General features: G+C 62.2%; 13 protein-coding genes. 4 read left to right on the top strand and 9 right to left on the bottom strand.

Translation table 11 applies throughout. The annotated features are described in order from the left end of the window. Positions 1-21 precede the first annotated feature (21 nt). Both rpsG and rpsL read right to left on the bottom strand, forming a co-directional pair. Positions 22-492, bottom strand: a complete 471-nt coding sequence (gene rpsG, locus ACVWVY_RS23505) for a 30S ribosomal protein S7 (RefSeq protein ID WP_334439099.1) — start codon at positions 490-492, stop codon at positions 22-24. 15 nt (positions 493-507) lie between these two features. After that, positions 508-879: a 30S ribosomal protein S12 gene (rpsL, locus tag ACVWVY_RS23500; protein WP_025588683.1), complete on the bottom strand. Its 372-nt coding sequence runs from the start codon at positions 877-879 to the stop codon at positions 508-510. Positions 880-1,580: 701 nt separating this feature from the next. Here rpsL and ACVWVY_RS23495 point away from each other — a divergent pair. Beyond that, positions 1,581-2,804 (top strand): FAD-dependent oxidoreductase, encoded by a 1,224-nt coding sequence (locus ACVWVY_RS23495; protein ID WP_456628614.1) that lies wholly within the window; start codon positions 1,581-1,583, stop codon positions 2,802-2,804. Here ACVWVY_RS23495 and ACVWVY_RS23490 read toward each other — a convergent pair. The 7 genes from ACVWVY_RS23490 to rplJ all read right to left on the bottom strand — a co-directional run bounded on the left by ACVWVY_RS23490 (position 2,747) and on the right by rplJ (position 18,270). Continuing rightward, on the bottom strand, positions 2,747-4,777 hold the full coding sequence (locus ACVWVY_RS23490; protein ID WP_456628613.1) for an ABC transporter ATP-binding protein: 2,031 nt from the start codon (positions 4,775-4,777) through the stop codon (positions 2,747-2,749). The two genes, ACVWVY_RS23495 and ACVWVY_RS23490, sit on opposite strands and share 58 nt — an antisense overlap. Positions 4,778-4,915: 138 nt before the next feature. Then, entirely contained in the window at positions 4,916-6,970 is a 2,055-nt protein-coding gene (locus ACVWVY_RS23485) for an FAD-dependent oxidoreductase (protein WP_456628612.1), read from the bottom strand. A gap of 253 nt (positions 6,971-7,223) precedes the next feature. Next, positions 7,224-8,348, bottom strand: a complete 1,125-nt coding sequence (locus ACVWVY_RS23480; RefSeq protein ID WP_456628611.1) for a helix-turn-helix transcriptional regulator — start codon at positions 8,346-8,348, stop codon at positions 7,224-7,226. A gap of 139 nt (positions 8,349-8,487) precedes the next feature. Continuing rightward, positions 8,488-12,687, bottom strand: coding sequence for a DNA-directed RNA polymerase subunit beta' (rpoC, locus tag ACVWVY_RS23475; RefSeq protein WP_456628610.1), 4,200 nt, complete (start codon positions 12,685-12,687; stop codon positions 8,488-8,490). Between the two features lie 149 nt (positions 12,688-12,836). Then, positions 12,837-16,952 (bottom strand): DNA-directed RNA polymerase subunit beta, encoded by a 4,116-nt coding sequence (gene rpoB / locus ACVWVY_RS23470; protein WP_456628609.1) that lies wholly within the window; start codon positions 16,950-16,952, stop codon positions 12,837-12,839. A gap of 370 nt (positions 16,953-17,322) precedes the next feature. Beyond that, the gene (gene rplL, locus ACVWVY_RS23465) at positions 17,323-17,700 is read right to left on the bottom strand and encodes a 50S ribosomal protein L7/L12 (RefSeq protein ID WP_456628608.1); all 378 of its coding nucleotides are present in this window, start codon (positions 17,698-17,700) and stop codon (positions 17,323-17,325) included. 51 nt (positions 17,701-17,751) lie between these two features. Continuing rightward, a complete protein-coding gene (gene rplJ, locus ACVWVY_RS23460; protein ID WP_456628607.1) occupies positions 17,752-18,270 on the bottom strand; it encodes a 50S ribosomal protein L10 in 519 nt (172 codons plus the stop codon). 634 nt (positions 18,271-18,904) lie between these two features. On the opposite strand from rplJ, the gene ACVWVY_RS23455 reads away from it, so the two are divergent. The 3 genes from ACVWVY_RS23455 to ACVWVY_RS23445 are packed head-to-tail and all read left to right on the top strand — an operon-like array spanning position 18,905 to position 20,676. Further along, positions 18,905-19,282: a hypothetical protein gene (locus ACVWVY_RS23455; protein ID WP_456628606.1), complete on the top strand. Its 378-nt coding sequence runs from the start codon at positions 18,905-18,907 to the stop codon at positions 19,280-19,282. Then, a complete protein-coding gene (locus tag ACVWVY_RS23450) occupies positions 19,275-19,823 on the top strand; it encodes a hypothetical protein (RefSeq protein ID WP_456628605.1) in 549 nt (182 codons plus the stop codon). The genes ACVWVY_RS23455 and ACVWVY_RS23450 overlap by 8 nt, the downstream gene beginning before the upstream one ends. After that, the gene (locus ACVWVY_RS23445; RefSeq protein WP_456628604.1) at positions 19,795-20,676 is read left to right on the top strand and encodes a sigma-70 family RNA polymerase sigma factor; all 882 of its coding nucleotides are present in this window, start codon (positions 19,795-19,797) and stop codon (positions 20,674-20,676) included. The genes ACVWVY_RS23450 and ACVWVY_RS23445 overlap by 29 nt, the downstream gene beginning before the upstream one ends. Positions 20,677-20,687 lie beyond the last annotated feature (11 nt).

Raw genomic sequence — 20,687 nt, 5'->3', positions numbered from 1 at the left:
CCTTAAATCCGTTTTTCGCCGTTACCAGCGATAATGCGAGAAGGCACGGTTGGCTTCCGCCATCCGGTGCACGTCTTCACGCTTCTTGACGGCGTTACCCCGGTTGTTCGACGCGTCGAGCAGCTCGGCCGAGAGCCGCTCCGTCATCGTCTTTTCGTTCCGATCGCGGGCCGCCGTGATGATCCAGCGAATGCCCAGCGCCTGACGGCGAACCGAACGCACTTCGACCGGCACCTGGTAGGTGGCGCCACCGACGCGGCGCGACCGCACTTCGATGGTCGGCATGACGTTTTCCAGCGCCTGCTCGAACACCGGCAGCGGACCCTGCTTGGTCTTGGTTTCGATCATGGCGAGCGCGCCGTAGACGATGCTCTCGGCGGCAGACTTCTTGCCGTCGTACATGATCGAGTTCATGAACTTCGTGATGATGATGTTCCCGAACTTCGGATCCGGGTTCACTTCACGCTTTTCAGCAGAATGGCGACGAGACATCTGATCTGTTCCCGATTACTTCGGACGCTTCGCGCCGTACTTCGAACGACGCTGCTTACGGTTCTTGACGCCCTGGGTATCGAGGACGCCGCGGAGAATGTGGTAGCGCACGCCGGGCAAGTCCTTGACGCGGCCGCCGCGGATCATGACCACCGAGTGCTCCTGAAGGTTATGGCCTTCACCCGGGATGTAGCCGATCACCTCGAAGCCGTTGGTCAGGCGCACCTTGGCGACCTTACGAAGCGCCGAGTTCGGCTTCTTCGGGGTCGTGGTGTAGACGCGCGTACAGACGCCGCGCTTCTGCGGCGACTGCTGCAGCGCCGGCACCTTCTTGCGTGACTTCTGCACCGCACGCGGATTTGCGATCAGCTGGTTGATCGTCGGCATGTCAGCCTTCACCCTTTAGTTCGCGCGAAACCTTGAATGGCTTTCGCAAATTCTTCTCGGAACTAGCCGTTCCGTTCGGCCCGCTTTGCGTGAAAAAACTTCCACGCAAAACGAAATCACGCCAACCACTCATCGCTGAGCGGAAAGCGCTTCGACGCCACAGAGGACCGCAAGTGAAGACCGATCAGCTTTCGCTGTCCGGCCTGCTACCGAGGTCATGCATCCGAATTCACCCTCAAGAGAACGTGCTCAAGAGAACCAAAATCGTCCTGGCAGTGCCTAGCAATATGATCGACAGCGTTTGAGCGGCATTCGTCGAGGTTGGTGCCCGTTCAGGTCCCTTAGGAAACTTCCGTAAGGATTTGAAAGGGTGTTCCGTTCCGACGCTGGCGTTGCTCACCGCCTGTCGTTAAGTGGCCGTCTTCTATAAGCGGTGGATAGCTAAGTCAAGCGAAACGAGAACGCTGGAAACGCCTATGGCGTCTGCGGATTCAACGCTTCGCACCGATCCGCTGAGCGCTGAAATGAATTCGCGAGGTGCGGAATCGGCCCTCGCCTGCCTTGGCAGGTACCGTCCGAGCCGGTATTTATACCCGGATAAATATATCCAGAAACAACATTTTCCGGTTCCAGTTTTTCCCGGCTAAGCATTTGTTTGCCATTCGGGGGGCAAAACTAGCAATTCGAGGCCGGGATTCCCCATGAAGTATACCGACATCGCGATCATCGGCGGCGGCCTTGCCGGCTCGACCGCGGCCGCCATGCTCGGACGCGCGGGGATTCCAACTGTACTGATCGATCCGCATCAGGCCTATCCATTCGACTTCCGCGTCGAAAAAATCAGCGGCGACGAGCAGCTCGATCGTTTTTACCAGACCGGAATCGCCGACTCGGTGCTTCGCTCGGCCACCCATGACGGCGAAAACTGGATCGCACGATTCGGCTACCTGCTCGACAAGAAGCCGAGCCGCCAATACGGCATCATGTACGACGCGCTGATCGGCGCGATTCGCGCCGAAATCCCAGCCCCCGCCGAACTCATCTACGCCAAGGTGACCGATGTATCGACCAGCGCGGAACGGCAGAAGGTCACGCTGTCCAACGGCGAAATAATCTCGGCGCGGCTGGTGGTGCTGGCCAATGGCCTGAGTGTCGGGCTGCGCCGCAATCTCGGCATCGAGCGCCAGATCATCAGCGTCAGCCATTCCATTTCGATCGGATTCGACCTGATGCCGGTCGGCCGCCCGGCCTTCGAATTTCCCGCCCTGACCTACTTTTCCGAAAGGGTAAAGGAGCGGGTCGCCTATGTGACGCTCTTCCCTATCGGGAGCCGGATGCGGGCCAACCTTTTCGTCTACCGCGAGGTCGACGACCCCTGGCTGCGCGAGATGCGGAAGCGGCCGGTCGAGACCATGAATGCCGCGCTGCCGAGGCTGCGCCGCATCATCGGCGAATACGGCGTTGCCGGCGACGTCAAGATCAGGCCCGCCGATCTCTATGTCTCAACCGGCTATCGCCAACCGGGCGTCGTTCTGGTCGGCGATGCCTTTGCGCACACCTGCCCGGTTACCGGCACCGGCACCGACAAGGTATTCACCGACGTCGCCCAGCTCTGCAACGTCCATATCCCGGCATGGCTTGCGACCGAGGGTATGGACGCGGACAAGATCGCTTCGTTTTACGACGACCCGGTCAAGCAGGCCTGCGACGCCTGGTCGATGGCCAAGGCCGTCAGCTTCCGCAGGCTCACGATCGAAAACGGGCTATACTGGCGTGCACAGCGCTGGGCGCGCTTCCTGGTGTGGTTCGGCGAAGGCTGCTTGCGGCGGATGCGAAACGGGCTCAGCGCGGGGTCAAACCGCCGGGCTCACTCCTCGTCATCATCCTCGTCATCGTCATCGTCTTCATTGTCGTCGTCGGCCTGACCGGCGGCGTTGTGCGGCGTGTGGCCCTGGTCGTCCCAGAGCTTGCGATAGACGCCGTTGGCCGCGAGCAACTGCGCATGCGAGCCGCGCTCGATCGCCTTGCCGCCTGAAATCACGATGATCTCGTCCATCTCGACCACCGACGTCAGACGGTGGGTCGACCAGACCATGGTGCGCCCCTCCGCCACGTTGAGAAGCGTGCGGTTGATCGCGGCTTCCGTGGTCTGATCGAGCGCCGACGTCGCCTCATCGAGTAGCAGCAGCGAGGGATTGCGGATGACCGCGCGCGCGATCGCGATGCGCTGGCGCTGGCCGCCCGACAGCGTGTCGCCGCGCTCGCCGACCGGCGTGTCGTATTTCTGCGGCAGGCTCATGATGTAGCTGTGGATCTCGGCCTTGCGCGCGGCCGCTACGACCTCCTCGTCGCTGGCGCCCTCCTTGCCGAGCCGGATGTTCTCGCGGATCGACATGTTGAACAGCATGTTCTCCTGGAACACGACCGCCATGCCCCTGCGCAGGGATTCCCGGGTGACGCGGCGGATATCGACGCCATCGATGGCCACCCGCCCCTCGTCCGGCACGTAAAGTCGCAGGATCAGATTCAGCAGCGTGCTCTTGCCCGAGCCGCTGGGGCCGACGATCGCGATCCGTTTTCCCACGCCAAGCTTGAGGCTGAAATTATCGAGCACCGGCGTCGCGCTGCCTTCGTAGGCAAAGGTGACGCGCTCGAAGCTGATGTCGTTGGTGATGGGCGGCAAATCGGGCGCCCCCGGCCGATCGGCGCCGCGCGACGGCTCGTCCAGCAGTTCCTGGATATGCCGCACTGCCGCCGCCGACTGGATCGACACCGGAATGAAATGCATCAGATGGGCGATGTTGTAGGACACCTCCCAGAACGCGCTCTCGAAGGTGACGAAGGTGCCGATGGTGATCTGTCCCTTGGTGGCGAGATAGGCGCCGATCGCCAGCACCACGAGGTGCAGCAGCAACACTGAAATGGTGACGGTGCGCTCCACCATCGTGGAGAGGAAGACGGCGGACGCGGTCTTGATGCGCACTTCCTGGTTGCGCATGGTGAACCAGCCGAGCGTGCGGCGTTGCAGGCTGAACGCCTTGACCACGGCCTGCGCCGCCACGTTTTCCTGCACCGTGCCGAGCAGCGCCGATTCATTCAGCTTCTGCTCGTAATTCGCCTGCACCGCCTTCGGCGTCAGGATCCGCGGCCCGATCAGCGTGATCGGAAACACCAGCAGGGCGACCGCCGCAAGCTGCCAGTTCAAAAACAGCATCAGGATGATGCCTGCGATCAGTTCCAGGAACGGCAGCGCCGCGCTGTTGGCGAAGGTCTTGACCGAACCTTCGAAGGCCGCAAGGTCGATCGAGAAGCGCGAGAGAATTTCGCCGCGCTTGGTGCGCGCGAAATACGAGGACGGCAGGTTCTGGACGTGCTCGAACAACTGCGTCCGCACGTCGGCGATGATGCCCGCCGCCAGCCGCGCATCCCATCGCTCATACCAGACCGCGATGATCGAGGTGATGATGCCGGCAACCGCGAGCACGCCGAGGATCTTGTAGAGCGCCTGAAAATCCTCTTCGCCGAGCGCGTCGTCGATCAGGAATTTCAGGCTGAGCGGCATGATGACGTTGAACAGCGTCTCGACGAGAACGCCGAAGGTCACGAAGGCGAGCAGCTTCCTGTAATTGCCCAGATACGGCCGAACGAAGCCGTAGATGGTGGCCATCGCGCCGGCGGCTTCCTTGGCGGTGAAGACGACGAGGTCCTCGTCATCATCATCGTCGTCGAGCTCCAGCTCGTCCTTTTCGTCGTCCTTGTCATCGTCGGAGGGCGCGCCAGCGGCGGCCTTGCCGCCGGAAAGCGGCGCGACAGCCTCCAGCACGAGCTTCTTCGTCAGTTCCGGATCGTCCGCCGGCGCGGGTTTTTGATCATCCGAGGAAGGAGGCTTGGGCGCCATGAAACCAACCGATGCTGCACGGCCGGCCTGACCGCAAATCAAACGCGGTAGCGGACAATGCTACCGCGGCGATCCTATGCGATCGGGAAGAATTCGGCAAAACAATTGGACGGCCGGTTCTCAGAACCGGCCGGAATATCAATCGTCCGATTCGACCTTGTCAAAAAACGAATAGCGCAGGCTGTCGGCGTCGGCGTACCACTGCCCCGGCCCCTTGTTGGCAGCCAGCGTCGCCGCCCATAGCGCATCGGTACAGTCGCGGCGATGCATCGAGAGGTCGAATCCGTTGCCGAAGAACAATTCGGACCATTCCCACCAGGTGCCGAGCTTCTTCACGCCGCGCAACAGGTCGTAACGGTCGATCAGTGCGGGGGCCATGTCCGAAGTGACAGACCCGAACACCAGCCCGGTCTTCACGACGCGGTTGAGTTCGCGCACCGCCCGCGGGACCTGCTTTTCGGCGACATGGCACAGGCTGGTCTCGAACACGAAGTCGAATTCGTCGTCCTTGAACGGCATGTCGACGATGGAGCCGAGCTTGTTGTACTTTTTCAGCGCCTTCGGCGTTTTGGCGTGGATCGCCTTGTTGTTTTCGATACCCCAGGCATCGATGCCGCGCTCGCGGAGCGCGCCGACCAGCTCGCCGCTGGCGGAGCCGGCAACGAGCAGCCTGTAGCCCTTGGCCCTGTTCCAGACGATCTTGATCAGGTCGGTCAGATAGGCCGGATCGGTAAACCGGCTCCAGGCTTCGCTGTAGGGGCCGACACCACGGTAATTCTCGAAATAGCTGCGATCGATCTTGTCGGACGATACCTCGCCCTGTTGCGCACGGGCGCGGCGCAACCGCATCATCTCGGTTAGAATGATGTCGGTGGCCGCGTCGGAGGAGTCGAGCAGACCGTTCAGCGTCGAATCGAACAGATAGTCGCCGACCACGACGATTCCCGGATGCTCTTTCGGCTCCGGCCGGTGGTTGGTCATGACGTCGCGCACCGGCAGGCCGCCCGGCAGCGCATTCACCGATGACAGCCAGCGGTGAATCTTGCCTTCCATGAAATGGTCGCGGGCGTTGCCGAGCGAGGCCGGCAACGATTTCAGCGCGGCGTCGATCAGTTCCTGATCGCTCAGATTGGCGAACGCCAGCGCGTCCGAGCCGGCGATCAGCCAGTTGAGGACGCCGTGCTTGCCGACGTCGTGGCGGGCGCCCTCGTTGTAGACACAGCAGCCGCCGAACGCTTCCGACATGAACCAGGCGCCGGGGATCTTCTCGCCCCAGAAAGGTTCGTCAAACAGGATCGAAACCCTCAGGTAATGCGCCGGACGGTCGAAATAGGCGACGTGCTTGACCATCGACTTGCGCAGCTCTTCGCCATCCCAGCGCATGGTGGCGAGCCAGGAATGCGGCAGGCACATCAGCACCAGATCGAAATCCCGCGTCTCCGGCCCCTTCCCGTTCATCATGTTGAGCTCGTAACGGCCAGAGTCGGTCTTGCCGACCTTGAGCACGCGATGGTTGAGCTGGATGTCAGCATCGACTTCCGAGCGCAGGCATTCGATTAGTTGCTCGTTGCCGTTCTGGATCGAATACAGGCCGATATAGCCGTCGATATCCATCACGAAGTTTTTCAGCGCATTCAGGCCGTTGGTGTTGTGAGCCTCGGTCGCGATATCCGATCGCGCCATCGCCTTGAAGAAGCGCTTGGCGGTGGGATCATCGACGAACTTGTCGAGCACTTCCTCGCAGGTCATGTAGGCCCAGGGGTGCTCATTGTCGTGGGCGCCGACGCCTTCGTAATATTCGATCGGCGACACCATGTCGGAACAACGCTTGCGGAACGCATCGATCGCGGCCGCGGTCTTCTCACCATACTTGCGGCGCATGCCCGGCACGTCGTTGAGCAACTCGCCATCGAGGTGCACCTGCTCGGCGTCCATCGGTATGGTCTGCAGGCCGAAATGCTGGATCAGTTCCCGCAGCGGATCCGGCCCCGTCATCGAATAATCGTAGATTTCGGCGACGCCGGCCTCGTACATCGCCGGCGCGGAATCGAATTTGCGCGAGACGATCTTGCCCCCGACGCGGTCGGATGCCTCGTAGATCGTGACGCGGCAGAGATCGCCGAGCTTTTTCTTCAAATACCAGGCGCTCATCAGCCCGCCCGGGCCGCCGCCTACGATTGCAAGATCCAACATGTCTTTTCCGTCGCCCTCCGGCCCCCTGCCTTCGGGGCAACCGGTCTAAACCGTATTAGCAAAAGCGCTTTTCACCCTGAAGGGAAGATGAACAAAGCAGGTCCTCGCAACGCAGCAATGAAAGAAAGCAGCAAAAAGGCCGGCTTGTGCCGGCCTTTTGTCTTCGCACCGTATTCTTGCGGAAAGTCTCATTTCGTCGGCGAATGGGCCAGCGATTCCGCCCCTGGAGCCGCAACCGGGGTGCGGCGGCCACCTACTCGCTGCTGCGGAACGCTTTGCCGGCGAGCAGGCTGACCAGTTCCTGCTGCCGTGAGAGGCCGGTCTTTGACAGCACGGCCTTGAGCTGGCTGCGCACCGTCTCTCGATTGACGCCTGTCGCGTCGGCCAGTGTATCGATGGTTTCAGCCTGGCCGATGCCCCGCGCCACCCGCGCTTCCGCCGGCGTCAGGTCGAACAGGCCTTGCAGAACTTCCGCGGTCGGCACCGCGGCACGATCGACCGGCGTCACCACCAGCAGCGCGGTCGCCTGGGTGAAGATATCGCGTGCGGAACCCCGGACGGGGATCACATGCAGCACCATCGGCACCTGACCGACCATCGCCGAGACCGGTATGGATTTCACGGTCCGGCTACCGGCAAGAGGCAGCGCGCCGAGCGTTTCTGCGAGCAGCGCATCCGCCGCGACGTCCGTGATCGTCACGCGCTCGGTGCGATCCTGAAACAGCGATGGCATCAACGCATCGAACAGGCCGTTCGCCGCGAACACCCGGCCGGGCTCGCGCAGCACCGCGCCCGGCAAACCCAGCGCCTGCAATGCGTCAACCTGAGCAAGTGCGCGCTCGAAGCCAAGGCGGTTTGCGGCAAGGGCGGCCCGGGCCAGATGCGGCCGCAGTCCATCCAGGAGATTGACGACCTCTCGCGGTACCGGGCCATGATCCTGATGCCGCGGCATCACGATCGCGATTGAATCGCCACTCGGTATCGGAATGAGCGTCCCGGCCCGGTAGCCAATGCCGTGTTTGCGGTAAAAGTTGCAATAGACTTCGTTGGTCGCGATTTCCTCATCCGAGAGAAGGTCATGGTCAGTGACGAAGCCCGCATGATTCAGCGCGATGGCGCGCGGCAGGTTCGGATCGCGTTCGCTCCATCCGTCTTTCAGGAAGACCGGCATGAGGTGGTCATATTCGACAGAATTGACCCCGCTTGTGTAGCCGTCCCGCACGCCGAACAGAAAACCACCATTGCCGCCGATCGCTGCGCCGAGTTCGCCAAGCAGAGCTGGCCAAAGCGAAGGTACCAGTCCAGCCTCATAAATGCGGTCGATCAGACGTTCTGAATCAGAGATGCGTTCATGGGGAATTCCAGGGACTGTCAACATAGCCAGACATCACCCGTGGTTTGGTAGCACGTATCACCTTTAAGGATGGAAGCACGGGTCACGCCGTTGAAAAAGCAAAAGCCGGCTTCGCAGCCGGCTTTCTTGTTGATTGGAACTCGAGCAGCTCCTGGCGGAACCCTTACTCCGCCGGCGGCAACGCCAGCGGTTCCGCTTCGGGCGCGGTCGGCACGATCGCCACCTGCTTCTCGCGCTCGTCCAGAATCAGCTTGTCGCGCTTGACGGCGACTTCGCGGATCTTGGCCATCGAGGCGCCGGTGCCCGCCGGGATCAGCCGGCCGACAATGACGTTCTCCTTGAGGCCTTCCAGCGGATCCACCTTGCCGTTGACGGCGGCTTCGGTGAGCACGCGGGTGGTCTCCTGGAACGAGGCCGCCGAGAAGAACGAGCGGGTCTGCAGGCTCGCCTTGGTGATGCCGAGCAGAACCGGCGTTCCCGTGGCGGGCTTCTTGCCCTCTTCCTTTGCCTTGACGTTGAGCGCGTCGAACTCGATCTTGTCGACCTGCTCGCCCGAGATCATGTCGGTGTCGCCCTGGTCGGTGACTTCGACCTTCTGCAGCATCTGACGGACAATCACCTCGATGTGCTTGTCGTTGATGAGCACGCCCTGCAGCCGGTAGACTTCCTGGATTTCGTTGACCAGATAGGCAGCGAGTTCCTCGATGCCCTTGATCGCCAGGATGTCGTGCGGCGCCGGATTGCCTTCGACGATGAAATCGCCCTTTTCGACGATGTCGCCGTCCTGCAGATGGATGTGCTTGCCCTTCGGGATCAGGTACTCCCTGGTCTCCTCGGTCTTGTCCATCGGCTCGATCGAGATGCGGCGCTTGTTCTTGTAGTCGCGGCCAAAGCGGATGGTGCCCGCGATTTCCGCGATGATCGCCGCGTCCTTTGGCTTGCGAGCCTCGAACAGTTCGGCCACCCGCGGCAGACCGCCGGTGATGTCACGGGTCTTGGCGCTTTCCGTGGAGATACGCGCCAGGATGTCGCCTGCCCTGACCTTGGCACCGACGTCGACCGACAGAATGCCGTCGACCGACAGCATGTAGCGGGCATCGCCGCCACGTGCGAGCTTCAGTACCTTGCCGTCCTTGCCCTTGACGACAATAGCCGGACGCAGATCCGCCCCGCCCCGCGACGCGCGCCAGTCGATGACGACGCGCTTGGCGATACCGGTGGATTCGTCGAGCGTTTCCGAAATCGACTGGCCTTCGACCAGGTCCTCGAACCCGATGGTGCCTTCGACTTCGGTAAGAACCGGACGGCTGTACGGATCCCATTCCGCGATGCGCTGGCCACGCTTGACCGCATCGCCCTCGTCGACGTGCATGCGCGCGCCGTACTGAATGCGGTGGGTCGCACGCTCGGTTCCGTCGGCATCGGTGATCGCAACGACCATGTTGCGGACCATCGCGACCAGGTGACCTTCGCTGTTCCTGGCGATGGCCTTGTTCTTGATGGTGACCTTGCCGTCGAAATTCGACTCGACGAACGACTGCTCGTTGATCTGCGCCGCGCCGCCGATGTGGAACGTGCGCATCGTCAGCTGCGTGCCGGGTTCACCGATCGACTGGGCGGCGATGACGCCGACCGCTTCACCGTGGTTGACCGGCGTGCCGCGGGCGAGATCGCGGCCGTAGCACTTGCCGCAGATGCCGTTGACGAGTTCGCAGGTCAGGGCCGAACGGATCTTCACTTCCTGGATGCCGGCCTGCTGGATGGCATCGACATGCGTCTCTTCCATCAGCGTGCCGCGCTTGACCACGACCTTGTTGGTCGCGGGATCGCGCAGGTCCTCGCCCGTGGTGCGGCCGAGGATACGCGACGCCAGCGACGCAACCACCGTGCCGGCATCGATGATGGCGCGCATCTTGATGCCGAGCTTGGTGCCGCAATCGTCCTGCGTGATGATGCAGTCCTGCGCCACGTCGACCAGACGGCGGGTCAGGTAACCGGAGTTCGCGGTCTTCAACGCGGTGTCCGCGAGGCCCTTGCGGGCGCCGTGGGTCGAGTTGAAGTATTCGAGCACCGACAGACCTTCCTTGAAGTTGGAAATGATCGGCGTTTCGATGATTTCACCCGACGGCTTCGCCATCAGGCCGCGCATACCGGCGAGCTGACGCATCTGGGCCGGCGAACCGCGCGCGCCCGAATGCGCCATCATGTAGATCGAGTTGATGTCGGCATCGGCGCCCTTCGCCGTCTTCTTGGTCGAGGAGATTTCCTTCATCATCTCCTTGGCGATTTCCTCGGTCGCCTTCGACCAGGCGTCGACCACCTTGTTGTACTTCTCGCCATGGGTGATCAGGCCGTCGTTGTACTGCTGCTCGAAATCCTTCGCCAGCGTACGGGTGGTGTCGACGATCTTCCACTTCGAGTGCGGCACGACCATGTCGTCCTTGCCGAACGAGATGCCGGCCTTGAACGCGTTGTAGAAGCCGAGCGCCATGATGCGGTCGCAGAAGATCACCGTCTCCTTTTGACCGCAGTGACGGTAGACCTGATCGATCACGCCGGAGATTTCGCGCTTGGTCATCAGCTTGTTGATGATGTCGTACGAGATCTTCGCCGAACTTGGCAGCAGATTGCCGAGCATGACACGGCCCGCGGTGGTTTCGATCCAGCGCTTGGCCTGCTTGCCGGTCTCGTCGATGCCCTCCCACCGGTACTTGATCTTGGTGTGAAGGTGGATGACCTTCGAATGCAGCGCGTGCTCGAGTTCGGCCATGTCGCCGAAGATCTTGCCCTCGCCGGGCAGGCCTTCGCGCATGATCGATACGTAGTAGAGGCCGAGCACGATGTCCTGCGACGGCACGATGATCGGCTGACCGTTCGCGGGATGCAGGATGTTGTTGGTCGACATCATCAGGACGCGCGCTTCGAGCTGCGCTTCCAGCGACAGCGGAACGTGCACGGCCATCTGGTCGCCGTCGAAGTCGGCGTTGAACGCGGCGCAAACCAGCGGATGGAGCTGGATCGCCTTGCCCTCGATCAGGACCGGCTCGAACGCCTGAATGCCGAGGCGATGCAGCGTCGGCGCGCGGTTCAGGAGCACCGGATGCTCGCGGATCACCTCGTCCAGGATATCCCAGACCTCGGGACGCTCCTTTTCGACGAGCTTCTTCGCCTGCTTCACGGTGGTGGACAAGCCCTTGGCGTCGAGCCGCGAATAGATGAACGGCTTGAACAGTTCGAGCGCCATCTTCTTCGGCAGGCCGCACTGATGCAGGCGCAGTTCGGGACCGACCACGATCACCGAACGGCCCGAATAGTCGACGCGCTTGCCGAGCAGGTTCTGCCGGAAGCGGCCCTGCTTGCCCTTGAGCATGTCGGCCAGCGACTTCAGCGGACGCTTGTTGGCGCCGGTGATGACGCGGCCGCGGCGGCCGTTGTCGAACAGCGCGTCGACGGCCTCCTGCAGCATGCGCTTTTCGTTGCGGATGATGATGTCGGGCGCGCGCAGCTCCATCAGCCGCTTCAGGCGGTTGTTGCGGTTGATGACGCGGCGGTAGAGGTCGTTGAGGTCAGACGTCGCGAAGCGGCCGCCGTCGAGCGGCACCAGCGGACGCAGGTCCGGCGGAATCACCGGCACCACGGTCAGGATCATCCACTCCGGCTTGTTGCCGGAATAGCGGAAGGCCTCGACGATCTTCAGGCGCTTGGCGAGCTTCTTGTGCTTGATGTCGGACTCGGTCTCGTGCATCTCCGCGCGCAGGGACTGCTCGAGCTTTTCGAGCTCAAGCCCCTTCAGCAGTTCGCGGATCGCTTCGGCGCCGATCATGGCGGTGAACGAATCCTGGCCGTACTCGTCCTGCGCCTTCAGGTACTCGTCTTCCGACAGCAGCTGACGGTCCTTGAGCGCGGTCAGGCCCGGCTCCAGCACGACGTAATATTCGAAGTACAGGATCCGCTCGAGATCCTTCAGCGTCATGTCGAGCAGAAGGCCGATGCGGGACGGCAGCGACTTCAGGAACCAGATGTGGGCAACGGGTGCCGCCAGTTCGATATGGCCCATGCGCTCGCGCCGGACCCGCGACAGCGTCACTTCGACCGAGCACTTTTCGCAGATGATGCCCTTGTACTTCATGCGCTTGTACTTGCCGCACAAGCACTCGTAATCCTTGATCGGCCCGAAGATGCGGGCGCAGAACAGGCCGTCACGCTCCGGCTTGAAGGTCCGGTAGTTGATGGTCTCCGGCTTCTTGATCTCGCCGTAGGACCAGGACAGAATCTTCTCCGGGGACGCAATCGAGATCCGGATCTGGTCGAAGACCTGGGCCGGGGTCGTCGGATTGAAGAGATTCATAATTTCTTGGTTCATCGTCTTCTCCTCGCGTGCCGATCGTCACCGGCAGCAAATTCGAAATTCTTCTTTGGTCCGCGCCCGCTCAACGTCCGAGCGGAGCGCGAATGTCCGGCCCTCTTGCGAAGTTGTCTTCGCGGTTTGGGTCGGACATGGAATCTTTGCCGTTACTCGGCCGCCTCGGACGGCGCCGGTCCCACCTTGGAATTGTGCAGGTCGACGTTGAGGCCGAGCGAGCGCATTTCCTTGACCAGCACGTTGAACGATTCCGGGATACCCGCCTCGAACGTGTCGTCGCCGCGCACGATCGCCTCGTACACCTTGGTACGGCCGGCGACGTCGTCCGACTTCACGGTCAGCATTTCCTGCAGCGTGTAGGCCGCGCCGTAAGCTTCCAGCGCCCACACCTCCATTTCGCCGAAACGCTGCCCGCCGAACTGCGCCTTGCCGCCCAGTGGCTGCTGGGTGACGAGCGAGTACGGACCGATCGAACGCGCGTGGATCTTGTCGTCGACCAGATGGTGCAGCTTCAACATGTAGATGTAGCCCACCGTCACCTTGCGATCGAAGGCGTCGCCGGTACGGCCGTCATAGACGGTCGACTGGCCGGAGGCGTCGAAGCCCGCGAGTTTCAGCATCTCCTCGATGTCGGCTTCCTTGGCGCCGTCGAACACCGGCGTTGCGATCGGCACGCCGTGGCTCAGATTCTTGCCAAGCTCCATCAGTTCGCCGTCGTTCAGCGTCTTGATGGTTTCATCGTCGCCATAGATCTTCTTCAGGGTCTCGCGCAGCGGCTTGAGGTCCTGCTTCTGATAATAGCTGTCGATGGTCTGGCCGATGCGCTTGCCGAGGCCGGCGCAGGCCCAACCAAGATGCGTCTCCAGAATCTGGCCGACGTTCATGCGCGAGGGCACGCCGAGCGGATTGAGCACGATGTCCGCGTGCGTACCGTCCTCGAGGAACGGCATGTCCTCGATCGGAACGATCTTGGAGACCACACCCTTGTTGCCGTGACGGCCGGCCATCTTGTCGCCGGGCTGGATCTTGCGCTTCACCGCGACGAAGACCTTGACCATCTTCATCACGCCGGGCGGCAATTCGTCGCCACGCTGCAGCTTTTCGACCTTGTCGAGGAAGCGCTGTTCAAGGCCCTTCTTCGATTCGTCGTACTGCTTCCGCATCGCCTCGATTTCGCTCATCAGCTTGTCGTTCGGCGAAGCAAACATCCACCACTGCGACTTCGGATACTCCTCGAGCACGGCGCGCGTGATCTTGGTGTCCTTCTTGAAGCCCTTGGGACCTGCGATGCCCTGGCGGTTTTCCAAAAGCTCCGCGAGGCGGCCGTAGACGTTGCGGTCGAGGATCGCCTGTTCGTCGTCGCGGTCCTTGGCCAGACGCTCGATCTCTTCCCGCTCGATCGCCAGCGCACGTTCGTCCTTGTCGACGCCGTGACGGTTGAACACGCGCACTTCCACGATCGTGCCCTGCACGCCCGGGGGCACGCGGAGCGAGGTATCGCGGACGTCGGAAGCCTTTTCGCCGAAGATGGCGCGCAGCAGCTTTTCTTCCGGCGTCATCGGGCTTTCGCCCTTCGGCGTGATCTTGCCGACCAGGATGTCGCCGGCGCGGACTTCGGCGCCGATGTAGACGATACCGGCTTCGTCGAGGTTCTTCAGCGCTTCTTCCGAAACGTTCGGAATGTCGCGGGTGATTTCCTCAGGTCCGAGCTTGGTGTCGCGGGCCATCACCTCGAACTCTTCGATGTGGATCGAGGTGAAGACGTCGTCCTTCACGATTCTTTCGGAGAGCAGGATCGAGTCTTCGAAGTTGTAGCCGTTCCACGGCATGAACGCGACCAGCACGTTGCGGCCGAGCGCGAGTTCGCCGAGATCGGTCGAGGGACCGTCGGCGATGATGTCACCCTTCCTGACGATGTCGCCGACCTTCACCAGCGGACGCTGGTTGATGCAGGTCGACTGGTTGGAACGCTGATACTTCATCAGCCGGTAGATATCGACGCCCGACTTGGTGGGATCGAGATCTTCGGTGGCGCGGATCACGACGCGGGTGGCGTCGATCTGGTCGATCACGCCCGAGCGCCGTGCGGCGATCGCAGCGCCGGAGTCACGGGCGACCACGCCTTCCATGCCGGTGCCGACGAACGGCGCCTCGGCGCGAACCAGCGGCACCGCCTGGCGCTGCATGTTCGAGCCCATCAGCGCGCGGTTGGCGTCGTCGTTCTCGAGGAACGGGATCAGCGCCGCGGCCACCGAAACGAGCTGCTTCGGCGACACGTCCATATAGTCGACCTTGTCGGGCGTAATGGGCAGCACTTCGCCGGCGTGGCGGCAGATGATCAGGTCCTCGGTGAAGCGGCCCTTGGCATCGAGCGGCACGTTGGCCTGCGCCACGCGATAACGGCCCTCTTCCATCGCCGAGAGGTACACGACCTCCTCGGTGACGCGGCCGTCCTTGACCTTGCGGTACGGCGTCTCGACGAAGCCGTACTTGTTGACGCGCGCGAACGTCGCCAGCGAGTTGATCAGGCCGATGTTCGGACCTTCCGGCGTTTCGATCGGGCAGATGCGGCCGTAATGCGTCGGATGCACGTCGCGCACCTCGAAGCCGGCGCGCTCGCGGGTCAGACCGCCCGGGCCAAGCGCCGAGAGACGGCGCTTGTGGGTGATCTCCGACAGCGGGTTGGTCTGGTCCATGAACTGCGACAGCTGCGAGGAGCCGAAGAATTCGCGCACCGCGGCAGCCGCCGGCTTGGCGTTGATCAGGTCCTGCGGCATCACGGTGTCGATATCGACACTGGACATGCGCTCCTTGATGGCGCGCTCCATGCGCAGCAAACCGATGCGGTACTGGTTCTCCATCAATTCGCCGACCGAACGCACACGGCGGTTGCCGAGATGGTCGATGTCGTCGATCTCGCCCTTGCCGTCGCGCAAATCGACCAGCGTCTTGATGACGGCTAGGATGTCTTCCTTGCGCAGCGTGCGATGGGTGTCGGGCGCGTCGAGCTCGAGGCGCATGTTCATCTTGACGCGGCCGACCGCGGACAGGTCGTAGCGCTCACTGTCGAAGAACAGCGACTGGAACATGGTCTGGGCCGAGTCGATGGTCGGCGGCTCGCCCGGGCGCATCACGCGGTAGATGTCGAACAGCGCGTCTTCACGCGTCATGTTCTTGTCGGCATGCAGCGTGTTGCGGATATAGGCGCCGACATTGACGTGGTCGATGTCGAGCAGCGGCAGTTCCTTGTAGCCCTGCTCGTTGAGCGCCTTCAGCGACTTCTCGGTAAGCTCCTCACCGGCTTCGGCGTAAATTTCACCGGTCTTCGGATTGACGAGATCCTCGGCAAGATAGTTGCCGACCAGCTCTTCGTCCGACAGACGCAGCGCCTTGAGGCCCTTTTCCTGCAGCTGGCGCGCCGCGCGCACCGTCAGCTTCTTGCCGGCCTCGAGCACGACCTTGCCGGTATCGGCGTCGATCAGGTCGTTGATGGTCGAATAGCCGCGGAAACGGGCGGCGTCGAACGGCACGCGCCAGCCTTCCTTGGCGCGCTTGAAATTGATCTTCTTGTAGAAGGTGGACAGGATCGTCTCGCCGTCGAGACCCAGCGCGTACATCAGCGAGGTCACGGGAATCTTGCGGCGGCGGTCGATACGCGCGAACACGATGTCCTTGGCGTCGAACTCGATGTCGAGCCAGGAACCGCGATACGGAATCACGCGCGCAGCAAACAACAGTTTGCCGGACGAATGGGTCTTGCCCTTGTCGTGATCGAAGAACACGCCAGGCGAACGGTGCATCTGGGAAACGATGACGCGCTCGGTGCCGTTGACGACGAAGGTGCCGTTCATGGTCATGAGCGGGATATCGCCCATGTAAACGTCCTGCTCCTTGATGTCCTTGACGGACTTGGCGCCGGTTTCCTCGTCGATATCGAACACGATCAGGCGCAGCGTCACCTTGAGCGGCGCAGCATAGGTCATGCCGCGCTGGCGGCACTCGTCGACGTCATATTTCGGCGGCTCGAATTCGTAGCGGACGAATTCCAGCATCGAGGTGCCCGAGAAATCCGAGATCGGGAACACCGAGCGGAACACCGCCTGCAGTCCCTCGTCCAGCCTGCCGCCCTGGGGTTCCTCGACCATCAGGAACTGATCGTAGGACGCCTTCTGAACCTCGATGAGGTTCGGCATCTCGGCAACTTCCTTGATGTGTCCGAAGAACTTGCGAACGCGTTTGCGACCGGTGAATGTCTGCTGCGCCATCGTGGCCTCTCATTTTCGTCGCCCTTGTGGGCGAACCTTCCGAAGCGCGACTGCCATCGCCCCCGGGTTGAATTTCGAATCGCTCAAAAGGAACAAAGCTCAATTTCAGGAATTAAGTCCTGAACCCGCACTTTAGACCTTCAAAACGCAAAACGACGCGCGGGGCGCATGACTGCACCCGCCCGTCTCAACTTTCCGCTTCACGGACTGAAAAAGCCCGAAATCTGACTGTCTCCCAACGGCTTACGCCAGGAACCTTGCCGTCCCCGCCGCCTACCGCCTTTTCCTGCTGCCGCTCCGATATGGGGCGGAATCGTGGAGATTCGAGGGGCTAACCCCGCGAATCCCCACACTTTTCTGTGTAGTACGCTTACTTCAATTCGATCTTCGCGCCAGCCTTTTCGAGCTGAGCCTTGAGCTTGTCGGCCTCTTCCTTGTTCACGCCTTCCTTGACCGGCTTGGGCGCGCCTTCGACGAGGTCCTTGGCTTCCTTGAGGCCCAGGCCGGTGATGGCGCGGACTTCCTTGATGACTTCGATCTTCTTGTCGCCGGCGGCAGCGAGAACGACCGTGAACTCGGTCTTTTCTTCAGCCGGAGCAGCAGCAGCGCCACCACCCGCAGGCCCGGCAACCGCCACGGCGGCAGCAGCGGACACGCCCCACTTTTCTTCGAGGAGCTTGGCGAGTTCGGCAGCTTCGAGCACGGTCAGGCTCGAGAGGTCGTCGACGATTTTCTGTAGGTCAGCCATTGATCTATTTCCTTAAACGTTTGGTTCGAACCAGGTTTGATTTGCGAAGGGTCAGGCCGCTTCGCTCTTTGAGGCATAGGCCTGGACGACGCGCGCGAGCTTGGCCGCGGGCGCAGTCGAGAGCTGAGCGATCTTGGTCGCCGGCGCCACCAGGAGGCCGACAAGCTTTCCGCGCAGTTCATCGAGGGACGGCAGCGAGGCAAGCGCCTTCACGCCGTTCACATCCAGGACGGTTTTACCCATCGAACCGCCGAGAATGACGAACTTTTCGTTCGCCTTGGCGAATTCCATGGCAACCTTCGGCGCCGCTACCGGATCGTTTGAAGTCGCGATCACGGTCGGCCCCTTCAGCAGGGAACCGATGGCAACGACGTCCGTGCCTTCAAGAGCAATTTTGGCGAGACGGTTCTTCGAGACCTTCACCGACGCGCCCGCCTGCTTCATCTGCATGCGCAGCTTCTGCATCTGGGCCACGGTGAGGCCGGAATAATGGGCGACGACTGCGACACTGGTGGTCTTGAAGACCTCGTTCAGCGCCCCAACCGCGTCCTTTTTTGCCGCTCTTTCCACAGCAAGCTCTCTCCGGTTGGCGGCCTTCGCTTAAGAGCGAGACCGCCGGGTTACACCCATCGTCTCACCCAAACCTGACCTCTAGACACCAGTCTCAAGGACACGCCGGGCAGGACGACATTGATAGGCCTGCCCTCCCGAACCAGATGGCGCGGGGTGTCGAGGTTCGAACCAAATCAGCCATCGCGCCGCGCGAGGCGGCGTTGAAGCGAAATCCGGTCTTCACCCGTCTATGCAGGCTGTAAGATTAAGCCGTTGAAGAAACTTGCATTTCTTTGCGGGCGCCTGCAGTCTCGGACAGGATCGAGGCCATCCGGCAAGCCGAAAGACCCCTGCCGCAATCCACCGAAGCGATGGGTTTTCCTTCCTTTCGAGCAATCCATGCGGATGTCCTGAAAGGAATGATCTCCTACCGTATCGGGTTTTCGGAATGCGAGCACAGACGTGCCAGCAACCGCCAGCACGCCCGGAAGCTGTTGTTTAACGAGTCTTGTCCGGCTTGCCAAGAGCAAAATTCAGACCAGTTCGCGGACCGCGCCGGCGGCGAATTTGGGCCCGAAATGGCCCGGAAATTTCTTTGGCCAGCTCCGTCACACCCGGGTCGCCTCGCTCGTCTTGGCCGCAGGAGGTTCTCATGCGGCGTCTGATAGCAGCAATTCTCGCGATACCCACCCTCTTTAACGGGCTGGCGATGCTCGCTGCCGGTCCGCTCTGGTACGAAACCGTGCCCGGGGTGCCGGACACCGGCCCGTTCAACCCCCATTTCGTCCAGGACATCGGCGTAGCGTTCCTCGTGGCCGGCCTCGCGCTCGCCGCGCGGGCATGGCGCCCCCGATACTGGCCGGCGGCCGTTGCGGGTGCCGGCTTCCTGGCCGCACACGCTCTGCTCCATCTCGTGATGATTGCAAGCGGCCACGGCCATCACGCCGCGTTCGACCTCCTCGCGATCGTGCTGCCGTCGGCAGCCGCGCTCTATTCCGCCTTCCCCAGCCAAGGAGAACATCATGCGTAGTTGGATCGCGCGCCGCACGCTGCGCGCATTTGCCAAGCGTTACGGGTACGACGTTAGCTATCTCGAGATGATGCTGAACTGTTCCCCTGCCGCCTTCTTCAAGTTCGCACCCGTCATGAAGGCGGCCGCCCACCGCGAGGCGGTCCCGATCGACGCAAGTTTCGCGGCCAAGATTGTCGGCGCCCTGGCCGAGGATTGCGGCCCCTGCACGCAATTGGTCGTCGACATGGCGCTGGAATCCGGCATGCCCAAGGACCAGATCGAAGCGGTCCTCCGCCGCGATCCGCGGGCCATGAATGAGGCGACCACGCTTGGATTCCGGTTCGCCGACGCCCTGGTGCACCGGGCCATCGAGAGGGAGGACGAGTTCCGCGACGCCGTCCGGGCCCAGTGGGGTCCGAAAGGCGTGATAGATCTGACGCTGGCGCTGCAAATGGGCCGCATATTCCCGATGGTGAAGGCGGGCCTCGGCTATGCCAAGGAGTGCCGCCGCGTCACGGTGGATGGACAGAATGTCGATGTCGTCAAACAGGCTGCATGACAACGACCCGCTGGCGCCCCATCGCGGGCGCCTGCTCGGGCTCGCCTATCGCATGCTCGGAAGCCGCAGCGACGCGGAAGACATCGTACAGGATGCCTATCTCCGCTTTGCCGGCGCGCAGGACGTGCGCAACGCGGAGGCGTTTCTCGTCACCGTCGTGACCCGGCTTTGTCTCGATCGCCTGAAGAGTGCAAGAGCGCAGCGAGAAGTCTATGTCGGGCCGTGGCTCCCGGAGCCGGTGTTCGACGCGGAGGGCCTGTCGGCCGATGCCGCCACCGAACTCGCTGACGATCTCTCGTTCGCCTTGTTGCTGGCGCTGGACCGGCTGTCTCCGCTGGAACGCGCGGCCTTCCTGCTCCACGACGTCTTCGACACGCCGTTCTCCGAGATCGCCGCCATGCTCGGCCGCACCGAGGCATCGTGCCGGCAACTAGCCTCGCGGGCCCGCCGCGCGGTGCGCGACAATCGCCCGGCGCCTGCGGCAACCCCTGACAGTCACGCACGCCTGCTGCAGGCTTTCAGTGAGGCGGTCGCCAGCGGCGATGTCCAGCAACTGGCCGAATTGTTGCGTCAGGATGCGGTCGCAATCACCGATGGCGGCGGACGCAAATTCGCGGCGCTCAATCCGATCATCGGTCGCGACAAGGTCGCGCGCTTCTTCGTCGGCCTGGCCGGCAAGACGGCCGGTCAGGATGTGCGGATCGAGCCGGCGGTCATCAACGGCGCCGTCGGCGCCCTGCTCTTTCTGGACGGTGAACTCGATCTCACCCTGAGCATGGCCATCGACGGCGACAAAATCGCCGCGATCTATATCGTCCGCAATCCCGACAAACTGCGCCACGCACCGCGTTGAAGGCCGTACTG

The organism is Bradyrhizobium sp. URHC0002 (genome assembly GCF_054059515.1).
Note: the sequence above shows the minus strand (reverse complement) of the source record. Positions and strands in the feature narration are given on the sequence as shown.

What these genes read in the sequence shown, in the direction of transcription:
- ACVWVY_RS23495 (WP_456628614.1), top strand. Translation starts at nt 1,581, where the DNA reads ATGAAGTATACCGACATCGCGATCATCGGCGGCGGCCTTGCCGGCTCG.
- rplL (WP_456628608.1), bottom strand. Translation starts at nt 17,700, where the DNA reads ATGGCTGACCTACAGAAAATCGTCGACGACCTCTCGAGCCTGACCGTG.
- rpoB (WP_456628609.1), bottom strand. Translation starts at nt 16,952, where the DNA reads ATGGCGCAGCAGACATTCACCGGTCGCAAACGCGTTCGCAAGTTCTTC.
- ACVWVY_RS23485 (WP_456628612.1), bottom strand. Translation starts at nt 6,970, where the DNA reads ATGTTGGATCTTGCAATCGTAGGCGGCGGCCCGGGCGGGCTGATGAGC.
- ACVWVY_RS23455 (WP_456628606.1), top strand. Translation starts at nt 18,905, where the DNA reads ATGCGGCGTCTGATAGCAGCAATTCTCGCGATACCCACCCTCTTTAAC.
- rpsL (WP_025588683.1), bottom strand. Translation starts at nt 879, where the DNA reads ATGCCGACGATCAACCAGCTGATCGCAAATCCGCGTGCGGTGCAGAAG.
- ACVWVY_RS23445 (WP_456628604.1), top strand. Translation starts at nt 19,795, where the DNA reads ATGTCGATGTCGTCAAACAGGCTGCATGACAACGACCCGCTGGCGCCC.
- rpsG (WP_334439099.1), bottom strand. Translation starts at nt 492, where the DNA reads ATGTCTCGTCGCCATTCTGCTGAAAAGCGTGAAGTGAACCCGGATCCG.
- ACVWVY_RS23490 (WP_456628613.1), bottom strand. Translation starts at nt 4,777, where the DNA reads ATGGCGCCCAAGCCTCCTTCCTCGGATGATCAAAAACCCGCGCCGGCG.
- rpoC (WP_456628610.1), bottom strand. Translation starts at nt 12,687, where the DNA reads ATGAACCAAGAAATTATGAATCTCTTCAATCCGACGACCCCGGCCCAG.
- ACVWVY_RS23480 (WP_456628611.1), bottom strand. Translation starts at nt 8,348, where the DNA reads ATGTTGACAGTCCCTGGAATTCCCCATGAACGCATCTCTGATTCAGAA.
- ACVWVY_RS23450 (WP_456628605.1), top strand. Translation starts at nt 19,275, where the DNA reads ATGCGTAGTTGGATCGCGCGCCGCACGCTGCGCGCATTTGCCAAGCGT.